Source organism: Bacillus sp. ISL-39, from assembly GCF_018613295.1.
In the GTDB taxonomy this organism is placed as follows: Bacteria; Bacillota; Bacilli; order Bacillales; family Cytobacillaceae; genus Mesobacillus.
This window is the reverse complement of the sequence record NZ_JAGGQM010000027.1, coordinates 1-21759: the sequence shown is the minus strand read 5'-3', so window position 1 is coordinate 21759 and position 21759 is coordinate 1. Positions and strand designations below refer to the sequence as shown.

General features: G+C 43.2%; 21 protein-coding genes and 1 riboswitch. Of the genes, 2 read left to right on the top strand and 19 right to left on the bottom strand.

Annotation, left to right across the window (positions count from 1 at the left end):
• Position 1: 1 nt before the first annotated feature.
• The 4 genes from J7E37_RS18550 to J7E37_RS18535 all read right to left on the bottom strand — a co-directional run bounded on the left by J7E37_RS18550 (position 2) and on the right by J7E37_RS18535 (position 1583).
• Entirely contained in the window at positions 2-385 is a 384-nt protein-coding gene (locus J7E37_RS18550; protein WP_214782012.1) for a TadE/TadG family type IV pilus assembly protein, read from the bottom strand.
• Positions 382-903: an A24 family peptidase gene (locus J7E37_RS18545; protein ID WP_215026177.1), complete on the bottom strand. Its 522-nt coding sequence runs from the start codon at positions 901-903 to the stop codon at positions 382-384. The genes J7E37_RS18550 and J7E37_RS18545 overlap by 4 nt, the downstream gene beginning before the upstream one ends.
• Positions 904-1030: 127 nt before the next feature.
• The gene (locus J7E37_RS18540; protein ID WP_215026161.1) at positions 1031-1222 is read right to left on the bottom strand and encodes a Flp family type IVb pilin; all 192 of its coding nucleotides are present in this window, start codon (positions 1220-1222) and stop codon (positions 1031-1033) included.
• 16 nt (positions 1223-1238) lie between these two features.
• Positions 1239-1583 (bottom strand): DUF192 domain-containing protein, encoded by a 345-nt coding sequence (locus tag J7E37_RS18535; RefSeq protein ID WP_215026158.1) that lies wholly within the window; start codon positions 1581-1583, stop codon positions 1239-1241.
• Between the two features lie 93 nt (positions 1584-1676).
• A riboswitch (cyclic di-GMP riboswitch) is annotated at positions 1677-1763 on the bottom strand.
• Between the two features lie 415 nt (positions 1764-2178).
• On the opposite strand from J7E37_RS18535, the gene J7E37_RS18530 reads away from it, so the two are divergent.
• Positions 2179-2562, top strand: a complete 384-nt coding sequence (locus J7E37_RS18530; RefSeq protein ID WP_214782019.1) for an SET domain-containing protein — start codon at positions 2179-2181, stop codon at positions 2560-2562.
• Positions 2563-2612: 50 nt separating this feature from the next.
• On the opposite strand, the gene J7E37_RS18525 is transcribed toward J7E37_RS18530, so the two are convergent.
• The 10 genes from J7E37_RS18525 to J7E37_RS18480 all read right to left on the bottom strand — a co-directional run bounded on the left by J7E37_RS18525 (position 2613) and on the right by J7E37_RS18480 (position 14319).
• On the bottom strand, positions 2613-4076 hold the full coding sequence (locus J7E37_RS18525) for a PAS domain-containing sensor histidine kinase (RefSeq protein WP_215026155.1): 1464 nt from the start codon (positions 4074-4076) through the stop codon (positions 2613-2615).
• 130 nt (positions 4077-4206) lie between these two features.
• Positions 4207-5619, bottom strand: a complete 1413-nt coding sequence (gene hemY, locus J7E37_RS18520; protein ID WP_215026152.1) for a protoporphyrinogen oxidase — start codon at positions 5617-5619, stop codon at positions 4207-4209.
• A gap of 844 nt (positions 5620-6463) precedes the next feature.
• Positions 6464-7261, bottom strand: coding sequence for an ABC transporter permease subunit (locus tag J7E37_RS18515; RefSeq protein ID WP_215026149.1), 798 nt, complete (start codon positions 7259-7261; stop codon positions 6464-6466).
• A gap of 15 nt (positions 7262-7276) precedes the next feature.
• The gene (locus J7E37_RS18510) at positions 7277-8074 is read right to left on the bottom strand and encodes an ABC transporter permease subunit (RefSeq protein WP_215026146.1); all 798 of its coding nucleotides are present in this window, start codon (positions 8072-8074) and stop codon (positions 7277-7279) included.
• A gap of 3 nt (positions 8075-8077) precedes the next feature.
• Positions 8078-8962: an ABC transporter ATP-binding protein gene (locus J7E37_RS18505; RefSeq protein ID WP_215026143.1), complete on the bottom strand. Its 885-nt coding sequence runs from the start codon at positions 8960-8962 to the stop codon at positions 8078-8080.
• A 286-nt stretch (positions 8963-9248) separates the two neighbouring features.
• Positions 9249-9881, bottom strand: coding sequence for a TetR/AcrR family transcriptional regulator (locus J7E37_RS18500; RefSeq protein WP_215026140.1), 633 nt, complete (start codon positions 9879-9881; stop codon positions 9249-9251).
• Positions 9882-10030: 149 nt separating this feature from the next.
• Entirely contained in the window at positions 10031-10657 is a 627-nt protein-coding gene (gene kynB, locus J7E37_RS18495; RefSeq protein ID WP_215026137.1) for an arylformamidase, read from the bottom strand.
• Positions 10658-10861: 204 nt separating this feature from the next.
• Complete coding sequence (gene kynA, locus J7E37_RS18490; RefSeq protein ID WP_215026135.1) at positions 10862-11692, bottom strand: tryptophan 2,3-dioxygenase; 831 nt, start codon at positions 11690-11692, stop codon at positions 10862-10864.
• Between the two features lie 15 nt (positions 11693-11707).
• Positions 11708-12994: a kynureninase gene (gene kynU / locus J7E37_RS18485; protein ID WP_215026131.1), complete on the bottom strand. Its 1287-nt coding sequence runs from the start codon at positions 12992-12994 to the stop codon at positions 11708-11710.
• A 329-nt stretch (positions 12995-13323) separates the two neighbouring features.
• Positions 13324-14319, bottom strand: coding sequence for a hypothetical protein (locus tag J7E37_RS18480; protein WP_214782042.1), 996 nt, complete (start codon positions 14317-14319; stop codon positions 13324-13326).
• 222 nt (positions 14320-14541) lie between these two features.
• Between J7E37_RS18480 and J7E37_RS18475 the strand changes: the two genes are divergently transcribed.
• Positions 14542-15669 carry a CAP domain-containing protein gene (locus J7E37_RS18475; RefSeq protein WP_215026129.1) on the top strand — a complete coding sequence of 376 codons (1128 nt, stop codon included), beginning with the start codon at positions 14542-14544 and terminating at the stop codon, positions 15667-15669.
• Between the two features lie 632 nt (positions 15670-16301).
• Here the strand turns inward: J7E37_RS18475 and J7E37_RS18470 are convergent.
• From J7E37_RS18470 to J7E37_RS18455, 5 genes are all read right to left on the bottom strand, one after another.
• Complete coding sequence (locus J7E37_RS18470) at positions 16302-17543, bottom strand: S8 family peptidase (protein ID WP_215026126.1); 1242 nt, start codon at positions 17541-17543, stop codon at positions 16302-16304.
• 260 nt (positions 17544-17803) lie between these two features.
• Positions 17804-18613, bottom strand: coding sequence for a zinc transporter ZupT (gene zupT / locus J7E37_RS18465; RefSeq protein WP_214782051.1), 810 nt, complete (start codon positions 18611-18613; stop codon positions 17804-17806).
• A gap of 423 nt (positions 18614-19036) precedes the next feature.
• The gene (locus J7E37_RS22160; RefSeq protein WP_353050041.1) at positions 19037-19420 is read right to left on the bottom strand and encodes a peptidylprolyl isomerase; all 384 of its coding nucleotides are present in this window, start codon (positions 19418-19420) and stop codon (positions 19037-19039) included.
• Positions 19420-19914 carry a SurA N-terminal domain-containing protein gene (locus tag J7E37_RS22155; RefSeq protein ID WP_251009757.1) on the bottom strand — a complete coding sequence of 165 codons (495 nt, stop codon included), beginning with the start codon at positions 19912-19914 and terminating at the stop codon, positions 19420-19422. The genes J7E37_RS22160 and J7E37_RS22155 overlap by 1 nt, the downstream gene beginning before the upstream one ends.
• A gap of 12 nt (positions 19915-19926) precedes the next feature.
• Complete coding sequence (locus J7E37_RS18455; protein WP_215026123.1) at positions 19927-21129, bottom strand: S1C family serine protease; 1203 nt, start codon at positions 21127-21129, stop codon at positions 19927-19929.
• Positions 21130-21759 lie beyond the last annotated feature (630 nt).

Sequence of the window (21759 nt, the reverse complement as noted above, 5' to 3'; positions counted from 1 at the left end):
CTCACTCCACTCTGATCGTTGACTCCGCCGTAATCGTCAAGGATGAAGAAAACAGGCTGGATATAAACGGAGTGAAAAATTGATAAGGATATTCTAGCTTCACAGTTATATAGTCACCAGCAACACGTCCCGATTCTCCAGGGGAAATCGAGATGGCCAGTTTATCAATTTCATTCAGCTGTACGTAATCCCTGGCAAAAGCAGTAACTTCAGAATCACTTTTACCGAGACCTCCCACCCTGACGGTTTCCTGGGCCGCCATATGAAGATGGGCATAAGAATACATAATCCTTCCGAAATCCAAAATGCCTACCAACAGCAATAAAAGAACCGGCAGAACAAGGGCCGTCTCAACGAGTGATTGCCCTCTCTCATCACGTCTCAAAACAATCCTCCTCCAGCTGGAAACACAATGGCAGCCAAAGCTCCAATCGCGATCGCCACTCCATATGGATAGGTCGTGTTCAAGGCTTCCTTATCCAGTCCATGCGGGACTTTCATACCGCTACGCAGCCCGCCCAGGAACATGCCGATCTGTTTTAGCCTGTTTATGGCACCCTTCCTGAAAAACAGGATCAACAGTGCCAAAATCCCTCCAGCCAGCGCCATATACACAGCCGCCGTCAATACAAATACAGCTCCCTTTAAGCTCCCCACCACCGCAAGCAGTTTCACATCCCCAGCTCCCATGCCTCCGAGCAAATAGGGAATCAGCAAAATAGAGAAACCAACTGCTGTTCCTGCAAGAGCAAAGGTGAGGCCCTGGATTCCATCAGTGGCTGTATTTAAAGCCAGACCAGCTAGTAAAAAAGGAAATAAAACTTTGTTATAAATCTTCCGTTCTCTCAAATCGGTTATGACACAAATCACTATTAATGTTATCAATAAAAAGTCGACTAACATCGATCTACCTCATTTCAGTGAGGAGTTTTAAAAAAGCCTCACGTTTCTCAACGCGAGGCTGTTTCTAGGTGTACCTCTGACTACAACTTATAAGTGAATGTATAAATGCCTTAGTCAATAGGAACGATTATGGTGTAGTAGGAGTATCATTTCTTCCGGTTACAGCATCGGTTACCTCAGTAAACATAGCAAGAATTTCTTCACGCAATAAAGCTAACACTCCAACAACCGCCACCGCAATAACTCCAAGTACCAAACCGTACTCCGTCATACCTTGTCCTTGTTCTTCTGTGAATAGTGCTTTCATTTTTGCTTTCATTGTTTAAAACCCCTTTTCATTTTATTAGTTTGATAGAATGACCGACTTTCGTTCCGCTATTCCGAATCGTGCCTTCTGGAAGCTCGAAGACGGAATATGCACCTTTGCAGCGCTTTCCCATTTTCGCAGGCTCAAGTTGTTCGTCCGCGCCTACAATCTCATCGTTCTCGTTGATGTAAAGAACATCGATGGAATAGTTCATAAAAAAGGTATGGATGGACCGGCAGGGCTTTATATAGAGACTGTGTCCTTCTGGCAAGCTTTCTGTCAGCATCAACCCTTTGAATCTGCTGAAAAAGGTATCTGCTATTTTTACATCCGCTGCCAATTCTTTGCCGTTCACTTCGTTCACTAGTCTCATTTCGCTTTTCACCTCCGACTGTACAAAAATAACCCCGCCTTTACCGAAAGGGGGGTTCGCTGAATACATATTTCATGTAATTCACCCTGATCTTTCGGTAGCTGGCTGGCTTAGCAATGGATTGCCGTAGCCCCTTTAGCTTTGCGTCGCTGGTTTTCACCAGGTTTGCCTTTATCGAGAACCAGTGTATATCCGACTGATCTCTTATCCACATCATAATTTGAATCATTCTTCAACAAAATCCATCAAAAATCCTGATTTTTCTAAAAATTTAACCAGGTATTTTTGCTCAGGAAAAAGAAACTACTTTTCCGATAGATAGTACTTAAATCACTATTCGGATGGTTAACAATTTTCTGATGTGAATAACTTAGCTGAACAAAGCTTTTATTTTGGATAATTAGGCATGCTCCCTTACACGGTTTATAGGTAGAATGTTTTGTTTTCTGTGGATTTTTCCATCTCGAATAGGCCATAAACCACTAAATTCCTTGAAATAAATATGGATTTTTATAATATATTTGCATTTCTTTTAAAAAACCGTCATGCTAGTGGATGAAGAACAACAATGTAATAAAGCGAGCAGGTGAAAAAAATGATCGAAGTTAAAACTTCTGAAATTAGCGATGGTGAATTCAATAGAGGGATATTCGCAACTCGTGATATTGCAAAAGGCGAATTGATCCATGAGGCTCCCGTGCTATCCTATCCAAACGATCAGCATGTCCATATCGAGAAAACTGCGCTGGCGGATTATGCCTTCGAATATGGCATCAACCATTCTGCCCTCCTTCTTGGATATGGAATGTTATTCAACCACTCATACGAGCCTAACGCAACGTATGAAATCAATTTCGACAATCACACATTTGATTTCTATGCCTACCGTGATATCAGCGCCGGTGAAGAAATTTTCATTAATTATAATGGGGAAGAGGATAATAACGATCCATTATGGTTCAACAAAGAAGAGGAATAACAAGAAAACGGCTTCCCATTCAGGGAGCCGCTTTTTTATGGTTCTCTATCCTATATCTCCAAACAATCCAGTTCAACAATCACTGTTGTCCCCTTACCCTCTTCACTGATGATCTTCATTGTTCCATTATGCTCCTGGATGATTTTATTGCTCACCGTCAATCCAAGTCCAATCCCTTTATCTTTTGTCGTATAAAAAGGCGTCCCAAGGTATCTAAGCCGGTCCGCTTCGATGCCCGTTCCCTCATCTGAAATGCTTATCTGCAGCTTCCCCGAACCTTTCATCTGAAGGTCAATATGAATTTTCCCGCCTTCAGGCATGGATTCAATCGCATTTTTCATAAAGTTTAAAAATACCTGTTTTAGCTGGTGCGGATTGCATGAAAGCATGAGATTCTTTTCTTGAAAATTAGTGATGATTTGGACATTATGCAACAATGCTTGCGGGTGAATTATTTTGATTGTGCTGTCCAGGATTGACTTCATGTTTCCCTTTACAAACTTTACCGCCTGCGGCTTTGCAAGTGACATAAACTCATTGACTATCGTATCGATCCTGTCAAGTTCATTCATGATGATAGCCAGGTAATCCTCCTGCTTCTCCTTATCGAGACATGTCTGCAATAATTTCGAGAAACCTTTCAATGAAGTAAGCGGATTGCGAATTTCATGAGCCACTCCTGCTGCCAGCTGTCCGGTGATGGAAAGCCTGTCCAGGTTTCGGATCGTGGCGTCCTGCTTGACACGGTCGGTAATATTCCTGCCGACACTGACAAATGACTCTATCTCTTTTTTCTCATTGTAAATCGGTGAAAAATTGTACTCTGTGTAAACCGTATTTTGGTCACAGGTCGTAAACTTCTTCCGTAAAATTTGGGGTTCACCTGATTCCAGAATTTCCTCAAGCTTTTTATCAAGAATGACATCTTCATCAGGTGTCAAAAATTCACTCAAGCTTTTGCCGACAATTTGCTCTGGCTTCAGACTGATTACTTTTCCATGTGAGGGTGATGCATACACTATCACTTTATTCTTATCAATCACCTTGATCATGTCAGTCGTATTCTCGGTGATCAATTCGTACAATTCCCGGGTTCTATTCAGTTCACGCTCCATGTTCACCATTTTGGTAATGTCACGGTAAATCGCAATGATTGCGATGATTTTCCCGTGCTTATTCCGAAAAGGAGAGTAGGAGACCGCAATATCCAGCATTGATCCGTCTTTATGATATCGCTGGGTTATCATATTTGTAAAAGCCTTGCCATTCTTGACTTGGGCTATGATTCCTGGAACATAATCAGGGTTTGAGAACTCATAAAAGGTTCTTCCAATCAAGTCTTCTTCTGTATAGCCGAATATTTCGGTGTACTTATGGTTGATTCTTAAAAATCGATTCTCCATATCGACAATAGCAAATCCGTCAGCCGTGCAATCCAAAAATAAACTCAGCAGTTCATTAGGATTATAGATTGTTTCATCATCTGTCCCGAATATTGGGAAACTATTACGCATAGAGATCTCTCCAAACTTTTTTTCCTTATAAATCTATTTTACAGAAGATTTAGATATTTAAAAAGAAATATTTGGCTATCATACTATTAAAAGTAAAAAACCGCTATCTTTTGAAAGACAGCGGCAGATATTACTTTGAAGTCAGATGGCTGATTACTTTTTCCACCGCAGATTCCGCCTGGTCGATACAGCCAGGGATGCCCACTCCCTCAAATGACCCTCCGGCAAGGAAGACACCAGGAAGTTCCCGGCTAAGCTGCTTTTTAACTAGGGCAATTCTTTCAAGATGCCCGACCGTATATTGCGGCATCGCTTTTCTCCACCTTGTTATGACATGGAAGAGGGGTTTTGCGGTAATGTTCATTGTCTTATTCAAGTCTCTTAATACCAGCTCGACGATCTCCTCATCTGACAAATCAACTGCTTCCTGGTCATCCGGTTTACCGACATAGCAGCGGAGCAAGGCCATATCATCAGGAGATGTGCCAGGCCATTTCTTGTGCGTCCAGGTACATGCAGTTATCCTGAAATCGCTGTTCCTTGAAACGAGGAAGCCAGTACCATTGATATCTTTCTCGATTGCTGATTTCGGGAATGCCATCGCGACATTTGCCACGGAATTGGACGGCATATCTGTAAACTGTTCCATAAATGCGTATTCGGAAAGCATACGCTGGGCATGGAAATGATCTGTAGTAATGACGACACTGTCCGCTGCTTCTACTTCGCCAGTTTCGAAGTGAACTTGATAGGTATTTCCTGTCTTCGCTACCTTTTTCACAGCATTTCCCTTCATGACCGTCCCCTCTTCCAGGCGGCTTTCAACCCGGTGGATCAACTCCTCGAGGCCCGTTGACAATGAGATGAACATGCCCTTTTTTGAGCCAGGCTTTTTGGCTGTCTTCGGCGGCTTTGGCATCGATTTATTCAGTCCAACCACCAGGCTCCGATGCTTCTGTTCAATTTCATAGAAGTTCGGGAACAATGACATCAAGCTCAGTTCATCAATGTCGCCTGCATAAATACCTGACAGTAATGGATCAATCAGATTGTCGACCACCTCATCGCCCAGCCGATAACGGAAAAATGCTCCAAGTGACTGGTCTGCTTTCGGCTCGCCTTTTGGTAAAATAAAGTCCCCCGCCGCACGCAATTTCCCCAGAGGTGAAAATAATCCCGATAACGCAAACGGCGTCACCTTCGTAGGTATGCCCATGAAAGAACCCTCGGGCATCGTGTGAAGCTTGCCTCTAGCGTAAATATAAGATTTGCCGGCTGTGTTGGAAATGATTTTATCCTTGAGGCCAACTTCTTCTATCAATCTCATCGCACTCTTCTTTCTCGCTATGATCGAATCCGGACCTCTTTCAATAACGAATCCGTCCCGTTTTTCAGTGCTGATGACACCACCAAGGCGTTCGCTTGCCTCAATCAATTCCACTTTTATGGATAATTGCTTTTCCCTGGCTTCCTTTTGGAGATAATATGCTGCCGCCAGCCCGGTAATCCCGCCGCCAACAACAATGACCTTCTTTTCTTCCATTCCGCTCACCTATTCTTTAGTAATGTATTGATTATCCTATAATTGAATTAACTAGGTATGTGAAGTTTTTAACATATTTAAAGTATAGCACCGGAAATTAAAAGGAAGATGGTAGTTTTTTTACTAAAATGTGAACGAAGAATTTGGAGAAAATAACGAAGGATTTCCTATTTGCGGAATTTGCAGAAACGGGTGCGATTTGGAGGGATTCTTTCAAAATCAAGTATCTTTCCTTCGCTGGTACTAGATGTCTTTTAATGAAATGCACCCTTATGGAATGCTGGGCCGCTGCATAAGGGTACGATTCGCTCTTTATCGTACCTTATAGCAGACGAAAACCTCGCATAAGGGTACGATTCGCTCTTTATCGTACCCTTATAGCAGACGAAAACCTCGCATAAGGGTACGATTCGCTCTTTATCGTACCCTTATAGCAGACAAATGCCTCGCATAAGGGTACGATTCGCTCTTTATCGTACCCTTATAGCAGACAAATGCCTCGCATAAGGATACGATTCGCTCTTTATCGTACCCTTATAGCCGCGAAAACCTCGCATAAGGGTACGATTCGCTCTTTATCGTACCCTTATAGCAGACGAAAACCTTGCATAAGGATACGATTCGCTCTTTATCGTACCCTTATAGCAGACAAATGCCTCGCATAAGGGTACGATTCGCTCTTTATCGTACCCTTATAGCAGACAAATGCCTCGCATAAGGATACGATTCGCTCTTTATCATACCCTTATAGCAGACGAAAACCTTACATAAGGGTACGATTCGCTCTTTATCGTACCCTTATAGCAGACGAAAACCTTGCATAAGGGTATGATTTGCTCAGGAATCATATATTCATATCTCTTTTTCGGTAAAAGACAAAGGTCACAATTGTGAGTCCCAGCAGCAAGAAGGTTGACAGTGCCAGATAAAACGGTTCAAATCCGCCTTCCTCCAAAACCAGCTTCGCGTCAAAATACTTGAATGGAGTAAGGAATTTCAATCCATCCAGCTTTTCAGTCAAATCAATTGCAATCGACAGAATGAAGAGGATGAGCAGGATGCCTGTTGCCAAAGATGTGGCTTTTTTAGCATTCTTAAAAACTGCGGCAATCGCTGTACCGATTACGAGGAAGATCAACTGAAGGATGAACATTCCGGCCATCAGTAAGGAAATATCCCCGGTCACGTTTTCACCTTCCGCATATCTCTGGAGCATTCCCACAGAGGAAGCGAAGGTCACTGCATTGAAAATCACAACATTGACCAAAGCCGCCAACAGCTTGGATGTGATCATTCTCGACCTCGAAACAGGTTTGACCAGCAGGAACTCCACCGTCTTATCCCGTTCTTCCTTAGCGATGATCGTCGATCCGAGTATCACTGCATGAATGGCTCCCATCACGGCAAGATACAAGAATAGGACCCCATAATAACCGATAGGTGTCGACAAATCGAGCGAACCAGTACCCATGATTGCCTGGAGTGATTTAGGCATGTCGGCCATCAGTGCATTCATTGATTGCCCGGTCCCTTCCAGGCTTGAGTATTTGCCCATGCCCGAAGCAACCATGAAAATGACACCGATGCTCCAAATGATCAGCGACTTGAGATTTGCTTTCATTTCCCTTTTAAAAAGATTCATGATTTTCCCTCCTCCCTAAACGGAATGGACATCCTTTTTACCGTACAAATAATAACTGGCTATGACTGCTGCGATGATAAAAAGTGCACCGGCCAGGATAAAAGAAGTCTCATAGCCCATGTTTTCTGTGATATAGGCAGAGTCAAAATAATTGAAAGGCGTCAAATAACGCAGCGCCTTATCATCTGTCGTCGAACTGATCATCCCGAGCATGAAAAATCCGAACACAGTACCGAGTGAAACGGAAATAACGGATTTAATCCGAGGGATAATCACTGAAATAATCATTCCCAGTGCCATGAACATAAGCTGGATGAAAAACAGGGAGATAGCAATCAGGAACAAAGCTGCCTTGTCAAAATCTTTACCTTCGACAATTGATGCCATCACGAAAGTCACTGTGATAAAAACAATATTGGTGATAACCAGGGAAACCAGCGCCGCCAGCAGCTTCGCAGTAACGACCTGCGCCCTTGTAACTGGTTTTGTGAGCAGGAAGTCCGCTGTTTTTTCCCGGGATTCTTTAGATAAAATCGAGGTTCCAAGATTCATAGCCTGAATGGCGCCCGCCAGCTTCAGGTACAGAAACGCATACGAGAAAAAACCAATCATTGTCGCAATGCTATCCACCGACAATCCGATCGCTTTTCTCAACTCAACCGGGAAACCTTCAAGCAGTGTCTTGAACTCTTCCGCATCCTTTGAAAAAGAAGGAAACATTGATAAAAACAACACCACTAGCGCCACCAATGACAAGGTCCAGATCATCGTCGATTTTCGATATGCCTTCAGTTCATGAAGGAATATATTCATCGTCTATTCCTCCTTTTCATAGTAATGCATGAAAATCTCTTCAAGGTCAGGCTCCTCCACCCAGAGGTTGGCTATCTCGATTTCTGCGATTTTTTTTATGATGGAGTTGATGTTGCCCCTGAAAAGGAAGCTGATTGTTCCGCCGTCCTGCTCAAGCTGGTTCACACCTTCGATATCAAAAAGACTTTTATCGATGTCGGATTTGGATTCGATTTTGAATTTCTTATAAGTGTTTTCTTTTAACGTGCTGATTTTCTCGACAGTGACAATCCGGCCGTCCTTAATGATGGCGACCCTGTCACACAGCCTTTGCACCTCACTGAGAATATGGGACGAAAACAGGATTGTCGCGCCTTTCTTATTTTCTTTTTCAAGAAGGTCAAAGAACTTCTGCTGCATGAGCGGATCAAGCCCGCTCGTCGGTTCGTCAAGAATGATCAGCTTCGGTTCATGCAGCAGCCCCTGGACAATGCCGACTTTTTTCTTGTTTCCAAGTGAAAGGTCATCGATTTTCTTCGTCAGGTCCAGCTCCATGACGTCAGCAAGCTCTTTGATTCGATTCGTGCAATCCTTTTTGTAAAAGCTTGCGGAATACTTGAGCAAATCCATGACCTTCATATTGTCATAGTAAAAAACTTCAGAGGGCAGATAGCCGATGTCTTTTTTAATTTCCGGTGCAGCTGTGATGATATCCTTGCCGAAAATAGTCGCGCTGCCGCTCGTCGGATAAATCAGTGACAGCAACGTTCGGATTGTTGTGGATTTTCCCGCACCATTCGGTCCTATGAACCCGAAAATCTCTCCCTCTTTTACATCGAAGCTGACATTCTCAATTCCCCTGGCCTTGCCGTACATTTTCGTCAGATTGTTAATCTCAATCACGTTCATGCCAGACCCTCCCAGATCCTTTTTCTATCTATGTTCAGGTTTATGTGTGAACCTTCCCTTACGGTTGAACCGTGTTTATTTACGGTTAAGCACAGTTTATTTACGGTCGGTCCGAATTTATTTACGGTTGGACATTTTTTATTTACGGTCGGTCCGAATTTATTTACGGTTAAGCATTTTTCATTTACGGTTGGTCCGTGTTTATTTACGAAAGCATTTTTTATTTCCGGTTGGTCCGAATATTTATTTACGGCTGTGCAACTTTTTACCGATTGTTTTCTCGCCCTTATACCTCGTACTTATAAAATGATTTCTTCAGCATATCAATATATACTTCTGCTTCTTCAAACGCTTCATCAAAATCCAGAATTCCTTCGTTCAGTTTTTTTGCCTTTTCAAGTGCCTGGCTGCTGAAGCCTTCTAGCGTCCACATGATGATGTTGATCGCTCGTTGAATGTCTGTGCCTTCACGGAATTTTGAAAGATCAATATTCTCGAATAATCTGCCATAGCTGGTGTGAATCAGTTCTGTATTGGCATTGGCCAAAGTCTCCTTCACTTCGTCAGAAGCTTCCTGCGAGGCGGACATCATGAAGTCGAATATCTCTGGATGTCTGGACATTAACCTGTTCTTGAGGATCATCAGGTTCTTGAGCCGCTCAAAGATATCTCGTTCGCTGAAATCCAATTCACTGAAGAATTCTTCCATTAAAACATCAACAAAGTGATTATGAAGGAAAAAGTATAGTTCTTTTTTATTCGAGAAGTAGTGGAATAGCAAGCCTTTAGAAATCCCTGCTGCTTTTACGATTTCATTTGTGGAAGCATTTTCGTATCCTTTTTGGGCAAACTCCTTTAGAGCAGCGTTCAGGATCCGCTCCTGCTTCTCTGGATTTAAGCTTAAAAACTTTGAAGACATGTCACCCTCCTTAAAAGCACATTGACCACTTCGGTCAATTATATTCTACTCCTTATTGACCACTTTGGTCAACAGCATCAAAAGCAAACTTTTCGACATATTTTATCAACCACATAAAAAGGCCGCCCATAATCGGGCAGCCTTCCAGTTTACTTCAGTTTTCGAACTACCGCCCTCACAGGACTGCCGTCACCCTGTTCCAGCGGCAGAGGCAGTGCAGCGAGCTCGTATTCTCCTGGTTCAATCTTATCTAGTACCAGTCCTTCAAGAATATGAATGCCCTGGTTGTTCAATTCATGATGGGCACTCAATTCCTTGCTGTCCAATGGGTCGACCGATGGCAAGTCAAGACCAAGCAATTTCACACCATGTCCAGCAAGAAATGCTGCCAGTTCCGGCTCGATATGCGGAATCGACTCCGGGAATACAGTCTTATCCTGCCATGAGTCGGTCCTGATCAACAGACGTTCCACTCCGTTCAGATCCACGCCTTGCAGCTCTTTAATACCGATACTTTCAGGCTTCTCCACATGTATCACAAGAGCAGGTCCAATGTATAGGTTGAAATCCAGCTCGATGACTTTCTTCCCATCATTTTCGAAATGAAATGGCGCATCGATGTGTGTGCCGGTGTGCGTACTCATTGTCACCTGGCCGACATTCACGGAGCCGCTTTCTTCCATTCCCCAGCTCACTTCATATTGAAATGGCGTATCACCCGGCCAAACGGGAATGCTATTATTTAAAACCTGCGAAATATCAATCCAATTCCCCATACTTTTTCCTTCTTTCTTTTAGGCTTTGTTCTCAAAAATTTTTGCTATTGACTGCAAAATAGGGAATGACACTTTTTCTTTGCATACTTGACTCTTTATAATGAGAAAAGAGCATGCAAACTTAATACCGACCAGCAAAAAGGCTTTATATACGTTAAAATCGGCTTTAGGATTTTAACAACACTTTTCGAAAACAACCTTCTTTTATAGCTTCGTCCTGAGGCTCCATAGCTCAGGGAAGAATCGATGGTCGACGACCTTTTTCAAGTAGGATACACCGGCGGAGCCGCCTGTTCCCGTTTTGTGGCCGATGATCCGTTCCACTGTACTCATATGGTTGAAACGCCATAGCTGCTGCTGGCTGCCGATATCGACAAGCTTTTCAGCAAGCTCATACAGGTCCCAATATTGATCGACGTTACGGTACACCGTAAGCCACGCTTCCTCGACACTGGCATTTGGTTCGTACGGAGCAGACCAATCACGATTTAGGGCCGCATCATCTATAGGCAGGCCTCGCATCGCCATCGCACTGATCGCTGCATCATATATCGACCGTTCATGAAGCGCATCTTCCATTTGTTTATACAGTTGCGGATCATGTTTGTAAACAGACAGTACATGTGCGCTTTTTTGGCCAAGAGCAAATTCAATCAATCGGTTCTGGTAGGATTGGAATCCTGATGAATGGCCAAGCTTGTCTCGGAACTCCATATATTCAGCCGGAGTCAGCGTCGACAAGACACTCCATGACTGGATCAGCTGCTGCTGGATTCTCGACACCCTTGAGAGCATCTTGAAGCTCGGCTCCAGGTCATTTTTACGGATGCAGTCAATCGCCGCGGTCACTTCATGTAAAATCAGCTTCATCCACAGTTCGCTGGCTTGGTGGATGATGATGAACAGCATTTCATCATGGTGATCCGACAGGCGCTGCTGGCTGGACAAAATTTTATCTAATTGCAAGTAACTGCCATAAGAAAGCTCTTTTGAAAAATCGGTATGAATTTGATGTTTTTTTTGCTCTTCCTTCATTCCCGGACTCCTCCCCTACGCCACAACTCCGCGCTCATTGCTGTATTTCTCGTACAATTTATCATCCATAATTTCTTTTAAAATCTGTACAGCATTCCAGACATCTGTATATGAAGTATAAAGAGCTACAGGTGCCAGACGGACGATGTTCGGAGCGCGGAAGTCAGGAATGATCCCTTTTTCCTTCAAAGCCTTGCAAATCCTTGCTGCTTCTTTATGCTCGAGGCTGACATGGCCGCCCCGTCTGTAATCTTCTGTTGGACTGCCGATATTAAAGCCGGCGTCGCCAAGCTCCTGCTCAATCAAGTCCATTAAATATCGGTTGATCTTTAATGATTTTTCACGTATGTTCCCGATTCCCGCTTCAGCGAACATTTCCAAAGAGCCCAGCAAAGGGGCAAGACTCAATACATGAGGGGTTCCAATCTGGTACGCCCCCGCATTCTCAGCAGGTGTCAAGATATGCTCCATATCAAACTGTTTGTCTTTTCTCGAACCGAACCAGCCGGCAAGTCCCGGCTTCGCGCCGAAATGCTTTGAATTCACATAAAGGCCGGCTACAGCTCCAGGTCCGCCATTCAGATGCTTATAGCTGCACCAGTAAGCAAAGTCGACTCCCCAGTCAGAGAAGGCATGCGGAATCGCGCCAATGGAATGGCAGCCATCAAAACCAATCATGATTCCACGTTCATGGGCAGCTCTTGTCAACCGCTCCATATCAAGTATTTGCCCGCTGCGGTACAAAACAGTCGGCAATACGACAAGCGCAATTTCTTCCGTCATTGCCTCAATGATGTCTTCCTCATCAAGAAACCTTCCATCCCTGCTCTTCACCCTGACCAAATGCGAATCCGGATCATAGCCATGGATTCGCAGCTGGCTTTGCAGTGCATAGATATCGGAAGGAAAATTCAATTCGTCTGCGAGGATTTTTGTTCTTTTGCCTTCCGGCTTGTAAAAGGTAGCGACCAGCTGATGCAGGTTGACGGTTGTGGATCCACTTACAATAATCTCCTCAGGGGAAGCACCAACAAGCGGAGCAGTCAATCCTCCTAGTTTTTCAGATAAATAGAACCACGGATGGCTGCCATCCATCCAGCCATCGATGCCAAGCTCGCGCCAGTCAGCCAATGATTCAAGCAATGTCTGTTCAGCCCTCTTTGAAAGAAGACCAAGCGAGTTTCCATCAAGATAAATACAATCAGGTTTCAAGTAAAATTCATCCCGGTAACGGGCCAGCATATCTTCCCGGTCAAGCTGTGCGGCAAATTCCGCATCAGGTTCAAAAGAATAAGGCTTCATCATCATCTCTCCCATCCCATTTGCAACTAGAGAAATCGTAACAAGAACAGAAGGAAGCGTCAACAAAAGGTCTGATAATTCTAAGAAATGCGGAAGCGCCTTGGTCAGTTGTTTTATTTAGGCTCTTTTCTCAAACTTTGTTGCTATTGACTGCAAAATAGGATTGAATGCCCAATTTTTCTTCGCAAAGTTGACTCTTTTGTGAGAAAAGAGCATGCACACTTTATACCGCCCTGCAAAATGCCCTTATATTACGATAAAATCTGCTTTAGGATTTTATCGAAAACAGCCTTAGTTAAAAAGGAAAAACAGCCTCCATTGAAGGCTGTTTAAGCAAAACGATAATAGATCAGCACAAAGGTCGACAGAACGAAAATGAAGTTCAAAAATATAAACACGAACTGGTCTACTCTTGTCTTGTGCAGCTTGATTGGCGGGTTATAGAAGGAAACGCCTTCGATGATGAAGATGATCAGAACGATATGAATCATGAAATGGCCGATCACTTCTGTAAAACCGAATAACATGGTCGTTAAAATAAAAATGGTAGTGACAACGAAACCTAGCACCCGGTTCAGGATACCAACTACCAGCAAGTAGCCGACAACAAATTCAACAAAAGCCGCCATCACGATGAAGGCTGCTGGTTCAAAGCCGAAAGTGGGCACCTGGTGGTTTGCGACGATATCAAGCGACATCGTAGGGTATACCCATTTTTCAACAGCGACCCAGCATAGGGAAAGCCCTGTCCCCAAATACAAAAACGGGAAGCCAACCTTCTCCAGCTTCGTTTTGCCAACAAGCAGCACTCCGATGATTGCAACATAAAAACCGTAATCAAGCATATAGAAAATTCCGTGCTTCACAGTCACCATAATGAATAATATCAGTAATATGGCCGCCCCTATTTTTGTCGCGATATGATGCGGCACAAGAAGCAGGGCAATCGTAACCCACGCTAAAATCGTCATCAAGGTGCTGTCCAAGTGGAACTCCGGTGCAAATAAGGTACCGTTTGTAACCTGGATGATCAATGCCAGGGCTGTTCCGTATTTTAATAAGTATCTGGAATATTTACGGAAGCTTGAAAGGAAATCATCCCACTTTTTAATTAGCGGCCATTGTGCCATTTTTGGGATGATTAACGTCAGTGACGCGAGAACCACAGCCGCCAGTAGCGCTAACCCCATAAATAACGGCGATAAAATGTTTTCAATACTTTCTTTCCTAGGCGCCACTTCGGTAAACCATTTCACATGGGCATTTGTATAAAAGGGTGTCAGAATAAGTCCGATTATAATAATGATTTGTAATAGTTTTTTCAAGATAAGACCTCCTGGTAATATAAACACTACTGAGATAGTAATAATACAACTAATCCATAAGAATTTAACATAAGAGTTATGAACATTATGTGAAACATTTCACAAATAATGAAGCTGGATAGTTTTACATACAAAGTTTGCCCTGCCTCCAAGCTAGTATGCTTTTTTAATCAAGTATTAATGGGTATATTGGTGATAAGGAATAAAGGATGGTGAAAAACCTTGGGACGATTGTTTTCACTTTTAATTTTAGGGGCCCTGCTTTATTTTGCATGGCCATTTTTGACGAATGAAAAAGATGTTCAAAATTTAAATAATGAAATAAATAAATTAAAAGAAAACCCCGAACTCAGCAAAGCATTGGAAACAATTAACAGCGGGATCAATCAGTTGTTATGGAAGCTTGATGAGAAGAAGGAAGAATTGACACAGGATGAACAAAACCTTTTGCCGAAAGTGGCTAAACCGGAGCTGGAGACCCCTTCCGAGAGAACCTTTACGATTCATAATATCGGAATTGGCGATGCGAAGGATGAAGTTGAAAAACAGCTTGGCAGCCCAAAACGAGTTTCCGTGAACGAGTATGGAACTGAGTGGCATGCCTATCATGAAAATTTCCAGAACTTCATCATGGTTTCCTACAGCAAAGATGGGATTGCAAATGCTTTGTATACAAACCAGGATTTGATCGCTGCCAAAAATGGCCTCAAGTATGGTAACCCTAAGGAAACAGTGCGTCAGACGCTTGGTGAACCACTTGGCGAGATCAGGAAAGGGCTTGTTTATTACCAATTCCAAAAGGACCAGGATTATGATGTCTATCATTTGGACGACAGCTATGTGACGGTATTTTATGATAAACATAGAAATAATAGTGTCAGTGCAATCCAGATTGTCAGCGAGAAGCTGGAACAAAGCAAGGCAGGCTTTTATACCGAAGCGAGTGAGGCATTGAAAGAAGGTTTTGAATATCAGCTGTTTGACCTGACCAATGCTTCGAGGGTGGTTCACGGTTTGGGGATTCTTACCTGGGATGATCCGGTCAGGGTAACTGCCCGCAAGCACAGTGCCGATATGGCGGAAAATTCGTATTTCAGCCATACAAACCCAGAAGGACAATCACCTTTTGATAGGATGGAAGAGGATGATATTGCGTTTTCTGTCGCCGGAGAGAATCTCGCATATGGACAATTCAGCAGCATTTTCGCCCACGAAGGATTGATGAACTCGCTCGGACACCGCGAAAATATCCTGAAGTCGGACTTCAAACTGCTCGGTGTTGGTGTCGCTTTCGGACCGAATCATGAGCCTTATTTTACCGAGAACTTTTATTCGAAGAGGAAGTTTTAAACCGAGTCTTAGTGGCTCGGTTTTTTTATAGCTGGAAAAAATCGCGGGTAATTTCCAGTTCGCTATAAAAAGTTGAAACTCGCTATAATAATTAAAAAAGTCGCTAAAAAAAAGTCAAAACTCGCTATAAAATTAAAAAAGTCGCTATAAAAAGTCGAAACTCGCTATAAAAAAGAAAAGTCGCTATAAAAAAATTGATAGTGGCATAAAAATAATTACTTTTTCCCTTTAAAATCAGAAAATCGCTATACAAAAGAGGGATTCCACAATTTAAAATCAATATTTTCTCTACATAATTAAGATTTTTCCTATAAAATCGGCTGCCCCCTTGTTAACAGCATGATTTTTTCATTGAAATGCCACTAATATCATGCCTTTTTCTTCCTGAAAAAAATTATATTGGCGATTTTCACAACTTTATTGGCGATTTCCTCATTTTATTGGCGAAAAAAATTATTTATTGGCGAAAACCAATGACTTATTGGCGAAAATCAAATTATATTGGCGAATTGGTAATTTCACGCCTTTTTTTCCAATTCGGAGATTAATAAACCATGACTGCCTTCATCGTCTAATCCCATAATTAACAAAAAACCGCTCAATCGTCTCAGACGATCAAGCGGTTTTCCAAACTATTTCACGCGAGGGAACCCGAAGCCTGATGCATAGTCATCACCAGATGCTGCTCCTGATCCGCCAAGGATATCGTTCGCTTTTGCACGGTTTTGAAGTTCCGAACGAAGTTGTGTATGGCTCATGCTTGGATTTTCAGCCCAAATCTTTGCTGCAAGTCCGGATACATGCGGAGTCGCCATTGATGTTCCGCTGATTGTGTTATAAGAACCGTCAAACCATGTTGATTCGATTGCTCTTCCTGGTGCGGATAGTTCCACATCTAGCTCACCGATCACATAGTCACCGTCAGTCAGCGGGTTACCGCGGGATGAGAAGTCTGCGACACGGTATGTACCGTTTTGCTGAACATCCTCTAAAGCGGCAACAGCTACTGCATTTGTTAAGGCACCTGGATAACCAATTGTATTGGCATTCGGTCCGCTGTTACCAGCCGCTGCAACCACGAGGACACCTTTTCCGTATGCATAGTCAACTGCATCGGCAATCAATGTGCTCTTGCTGCTGGATCCTAGTGACATTGAAATGACGACTTTCGAGCCTGTGCGAACTGCTTCATCTGCAGCATGCTGGATTGCACCTGCGATGTCATCGGAATAGCCTGAACCCTGGTCATTCAGAACCTTGTAAGCCCAAAGATCTGCTTCAGGTGCTACCCCATAAATTCCCTGGCCAGATCCTCCGTGTGCCAGTACAGTACCTGCAACATGAGTTCCGTGACCATTTTTATCTGAACAAGATCCATTTACTAATGGCGATCTGCGGTTAGTAAAATCCTTACATTGTTCATCGCTGCCGGCTAAGTCTGTATGGGCTACATTGACGCCGGTATCGAGAACCGCTACTTTGACGCCACTACCACCAGAAGTGGCCTGAATATTGTTATCATTATAGATTGCTTCCATTCCCCATGGAGTTTGATCAGTTGGTGCTGCCTGGGCGCTAGAACCTGGCTTGGCTTCCAGCTGTACCTGGGAAACTGTTTCTACTTGCAGATTCTTATTTTTTAATAGTGCCTGGTATTGCTTGGCATTGACTGTTGTTGTAAAACCTTTCGTTCCGAAATCCCATCTCTTGCCGTACTGATCTTTTGCCTTAGCCTTTTCAGCTGCAGGACCCTGGACCAAAACCCGGTATGTATCCTGTGCCTCTGGTGCCTGGCCAAATGCCCCAGCCGTGAACATCGATAAACCCATTGTCATGCTTAGTAGCGCTGCTCCTAGTGCTTTTCTTTTTTTCATCCAACCACTCCTCTGCATTTTGATGGTGCTGCTGGTTTTACAACTCTATTATATTTAAAATTTTCTGACATTAACAATATGCTAATTTGTTCATTTTTAAGTCTTTAGAATCAGGTAATTTTGCACGTTTAGATAAAAGTCACATGCTTATCTGACTATTTTTGAATTTTCCCAATATCGAAAGCACTAAAAAGAGTGACCATTTTTTTACAGGTCACTCTTGTCGTTTGGAAAATAATAGGATATCCAGCGCTTGTTTTTTAGATGAACAAAAGCAAACTAACCGCCATGACTGCCATACCGGCTACCAAGCCATAGATAGCGAGGTGGGATTCATCATATTTTTTTGCAGCCGGCAATAATTCATCGAGTGAGATGAACACCATGATTCCGGCTACAGCTGCGAAAATGACGCCAAACATAATATCATTCAGGAACGGCATCAAGAATAGGTATGCCGCAAGTGCGCCGATCGGTTCGGAAAGACCTGAAAGAAATGATAGTTTAAAAGCTTTCTTCCTGTCGCCAGTCGCAAAATAAACTGGTACAGAAACAGCGATTCCCTCTGGAATGTTATGAATGGCGATCGCGATGGCAATGGCCACACCCAAAGCAGGGTCCTGAATTGCAGAGGTGAAGGTAGCGATTCCTTCCGGAAAGTTGTGGATCCCGATTGCCAGAGCTGTGAAGGTACCCATTTTCAAAAGGGCCGCATCATTGGCTGCTTTTGAAGGTGTATTCATGTCCTCGACCTTTTTCAGTTCATGTGGATTTCCTTGCTTTGGTATGAACTTATCGATCAATGCAATCAACACGATTCCGGCAAAAAAACCACCCACGGTTGCCCAGTTTCCTGATTGCACCCCCAGCGCCGATACAAGGGAGTCCTTCGCTTTTACGAAGATCTCGATCATCGATACATAAATCATGACTCCGGCAGAAAAACCAAGTGCGAGCGACAGGAACTTTGTATTGGTCCGCGATGTAAAAAAGGCGAGAATACTTCCGATCCCGGTGGCAAGACCTGCGAATAAAGTCAAGCCGAAAGCAAATAAAATCTCCTCTGTCATTTTTATTCTCCTTTGAATATGAATATTTGACCTGACCCGTGTAATTTTCAAAAAGGAAAACAATAATTCTTAGTCTATGCAACTGCTTGAAAAAGTTTCACATTCAGGGATAAGCTTCAATTGATGGACTTACTCTAAAATGTTTCCTTGAGTCAACTTTTTGGGTACAGGAGTCCTTCGTAAAAATAATATATGCGTGTGGGTCAAAAAGTTTCCTATGGTCAACATTTTATCGCATAGGAAACTTGACCTGCAACTAAATTGTTTAAGAATTCCTATAATTATTTGATAGATAACCGCACTTTTACATAAAATCACTTAGATATTTACAATGGAATTCGGCACTCCGGGATTGAATGCCTCCCGGTGACAGAGGCAAGGAACAAGAAAAACCCCTGCAAACACTGCAGGGGCTCAGATTAACTATAAATAACTTTTAATTTTATATTCTGTTTTTTTCTCCTCCAGCCAGTTTGGGTATTCTTCCTGGATTTTCTGGTCAAATAACAATTCTTTAATTTCATCCTTGTGATCATCAAACTTTGCGGCCTTCGCAGCCTTTTTATCAACAAGCTTGATGATATGGTAGCCAAATTCCGTTCTTACCGGCTCGCTAATTGCGTCGGTTTCCAGTGCAAATGCAGCATTCTCGAATTCCTCAGCCATTTCTCCTTTTCCGAAATAGCCGAGGTCGCCTCCGTTATCAGCATTGCTTGTATCCGTTGAATATTCTTTTGCCAATTCAGCGAAATTTTTTCCATTATCAAGCTCTTCCTTGACCTTCTTGGCCGTCGCTTCGTCCTCCACTAATATATGACTCGCTTTACCTGTTCCTTCTGGTCAAAAGAGTCTTTATTTTCCTCAAAATACGTCTTCAGTTCATCTTCGCTCACGTCTATTGACGCACCGATCATTTTTTCAGCGAGCAGATAGACCTCGATGTCCTCCCTGATTCTGTCCATTGGCACCCGGTTTTGCTCAAGCGCGGCCGCGAAAGCTTCTTCACCGCCATAAGATTCCTCAAGCTTCGTCAGCTCTTCCTCTATCTCATTGCCGGTCACCTTCACCTTTTCCTTCGCCGCTTCCATTTCAATCACTTTATTTGTGATCAGCGAATCCAAAGTATCAGGGCCATACATTTCGGTCAATTTAGTATCCAGTTCCTCCTTGGTGATTTTTTCGCCATTAACGCTTGCCGCTGTTTCTGTTCTTGTAAAAGCTGTCGCAAAGATTAAGAGAAGACCTAAAACGATCACTCCAAATATAATAGGCAGTTTATTGTTTTTCATAAAAGCACTCATCATTTTCCTCCATTATTCAGCGCTTGAAGCAGACAAATCAACCTTCAAGGTTTGCTGCTTGCCGTCACGGTATATTTTCAACTCGGCATGGTCCCCAGTTTGAAGTTTCGTGTACAAGTATCTTCTTAAATCACTGGCCTGTTTCACCTTTTCATCATTGATACCAACGATGATATCCTGCTCCTGAAGGCCCGCTTTGGCTGCTGCCGAATTTGGGTCTACGTAGGTAACCATTGTACCTGATTCGACACTGTCAGGAAGGTTCTCAAGATACATATCTGGAATTTGCGCCAGATCAGCAAGGCTTACACCTAAATATGGGCGTTCCACTTTCCCCTTTTCTATCAGCTGATTGACGATTGGCAAAGCCTCATTGCTTGGAATTGCAAATCCTAGACCTTCGACACCATTTTGGGAAATTTTCAAGCTGTTGATTCCTATCACCTTGCCATTCGTATCGATTAACGCACCGCCGCTGTTGCCCGGATTGATTGCTGCGTCCGTCTGGATGACATTCATTTCCCATTCCCCAGCAGAAGTCGGTACTGAGATGGAGCGGTCTACCGCACTGACAATCCCCTGTGTTACCGTCCTCGATAAATCAAGGCCAAGCGGGTTTCCAATCGCGAGCACCTGGTCTCCAGCCCTTAAGACAGATGAATCACCAAACTCAATGACATCCGAAGCTTTAGCAGCACCGATTTTGACAACGGCTAAATCAGTCAATGCGTCTGCTCCGACAACCTCTGCCGCAACCTTTTCCCCATTGTATAAGCTGACCTCCACCTTAGATGCTCCTTCAATAACATGGTTGTTTGTCACAATGAAAGCACTATTGCCTTCCTTTTTAAAAATAACCCCTGAACCAGAGCCGTTTTCTACATTGCCCTGACTTCCGGAAAAAGGATTGTTTTCTGATTGGATATTGGTAATGCCCACAATCGATTTTGAAGAAGATTCGATAATATCAGCAATTGATCCGGAACTCTTTGTTGAAGTTGGTGTCGTTACGATATTTGAATTACTTTCCGCGGCTGATTCCGTTTGAGGCTGCTGCTGATTTCCTGCGTCCGCTTCTGTAAAATTGACCGCCGCAAGTGTAATCGCCGAGCCTACTACCCCGGCCATGACAGTCGACAGGATACTTTTGAAATTATATGACTTTTTGACCGGCTCCTGCTCTTGATAACGGGAACGCTGTTCAAATTCATTCATATTTTTTTCCTCCTCGCTTCTAACTTGTCTTCATCTTAACCAGAAATTATGAACAAATTATTAACAAACTGCGGCGAGGATTTTAAAAGATTGGGAAGATTTTGCTGTTACACCATATAGGGGGCATTTTTCGAAGGAACTCCATTTGCTTGATGGTATTAGGACTGTTCTATTGACCATCCTGATCACTTCTTCTGCTTTGGATGGTCTTTATTACAACTCTCCTATCGACCATTGTGATCACTTTTTCTGCTTTGGATGGTCTTTATAACTCCTCTATCGACCATCCTGACCTCTATTTCTGCTTTGGATGGTCTTTATAACTCCTCTATCGACCATCATGACCTCTATTTCTGCTTTGGATGGTCTTTACAACTCTTCTATTGACCATCCTGGTCTCTTTTTCTGGTTTGGATGGTCTTTATAACCCTTCTATCGACCATCCTGGTCTCTTTTTCTGGTTTGGATGGTCTTTACTACTCTTCTATCGACCATCGTGATCACTTTTTCTGCTTTGGATGGTCTTTATAACCCTTCTATCGACCATCCTGGCCTCTTTTTCTGCTTTGGATGGTCTTTATAACTCTTCTATCGACCATCCTGGCCTCTTTTTCTGCTTTGGATGGTCTT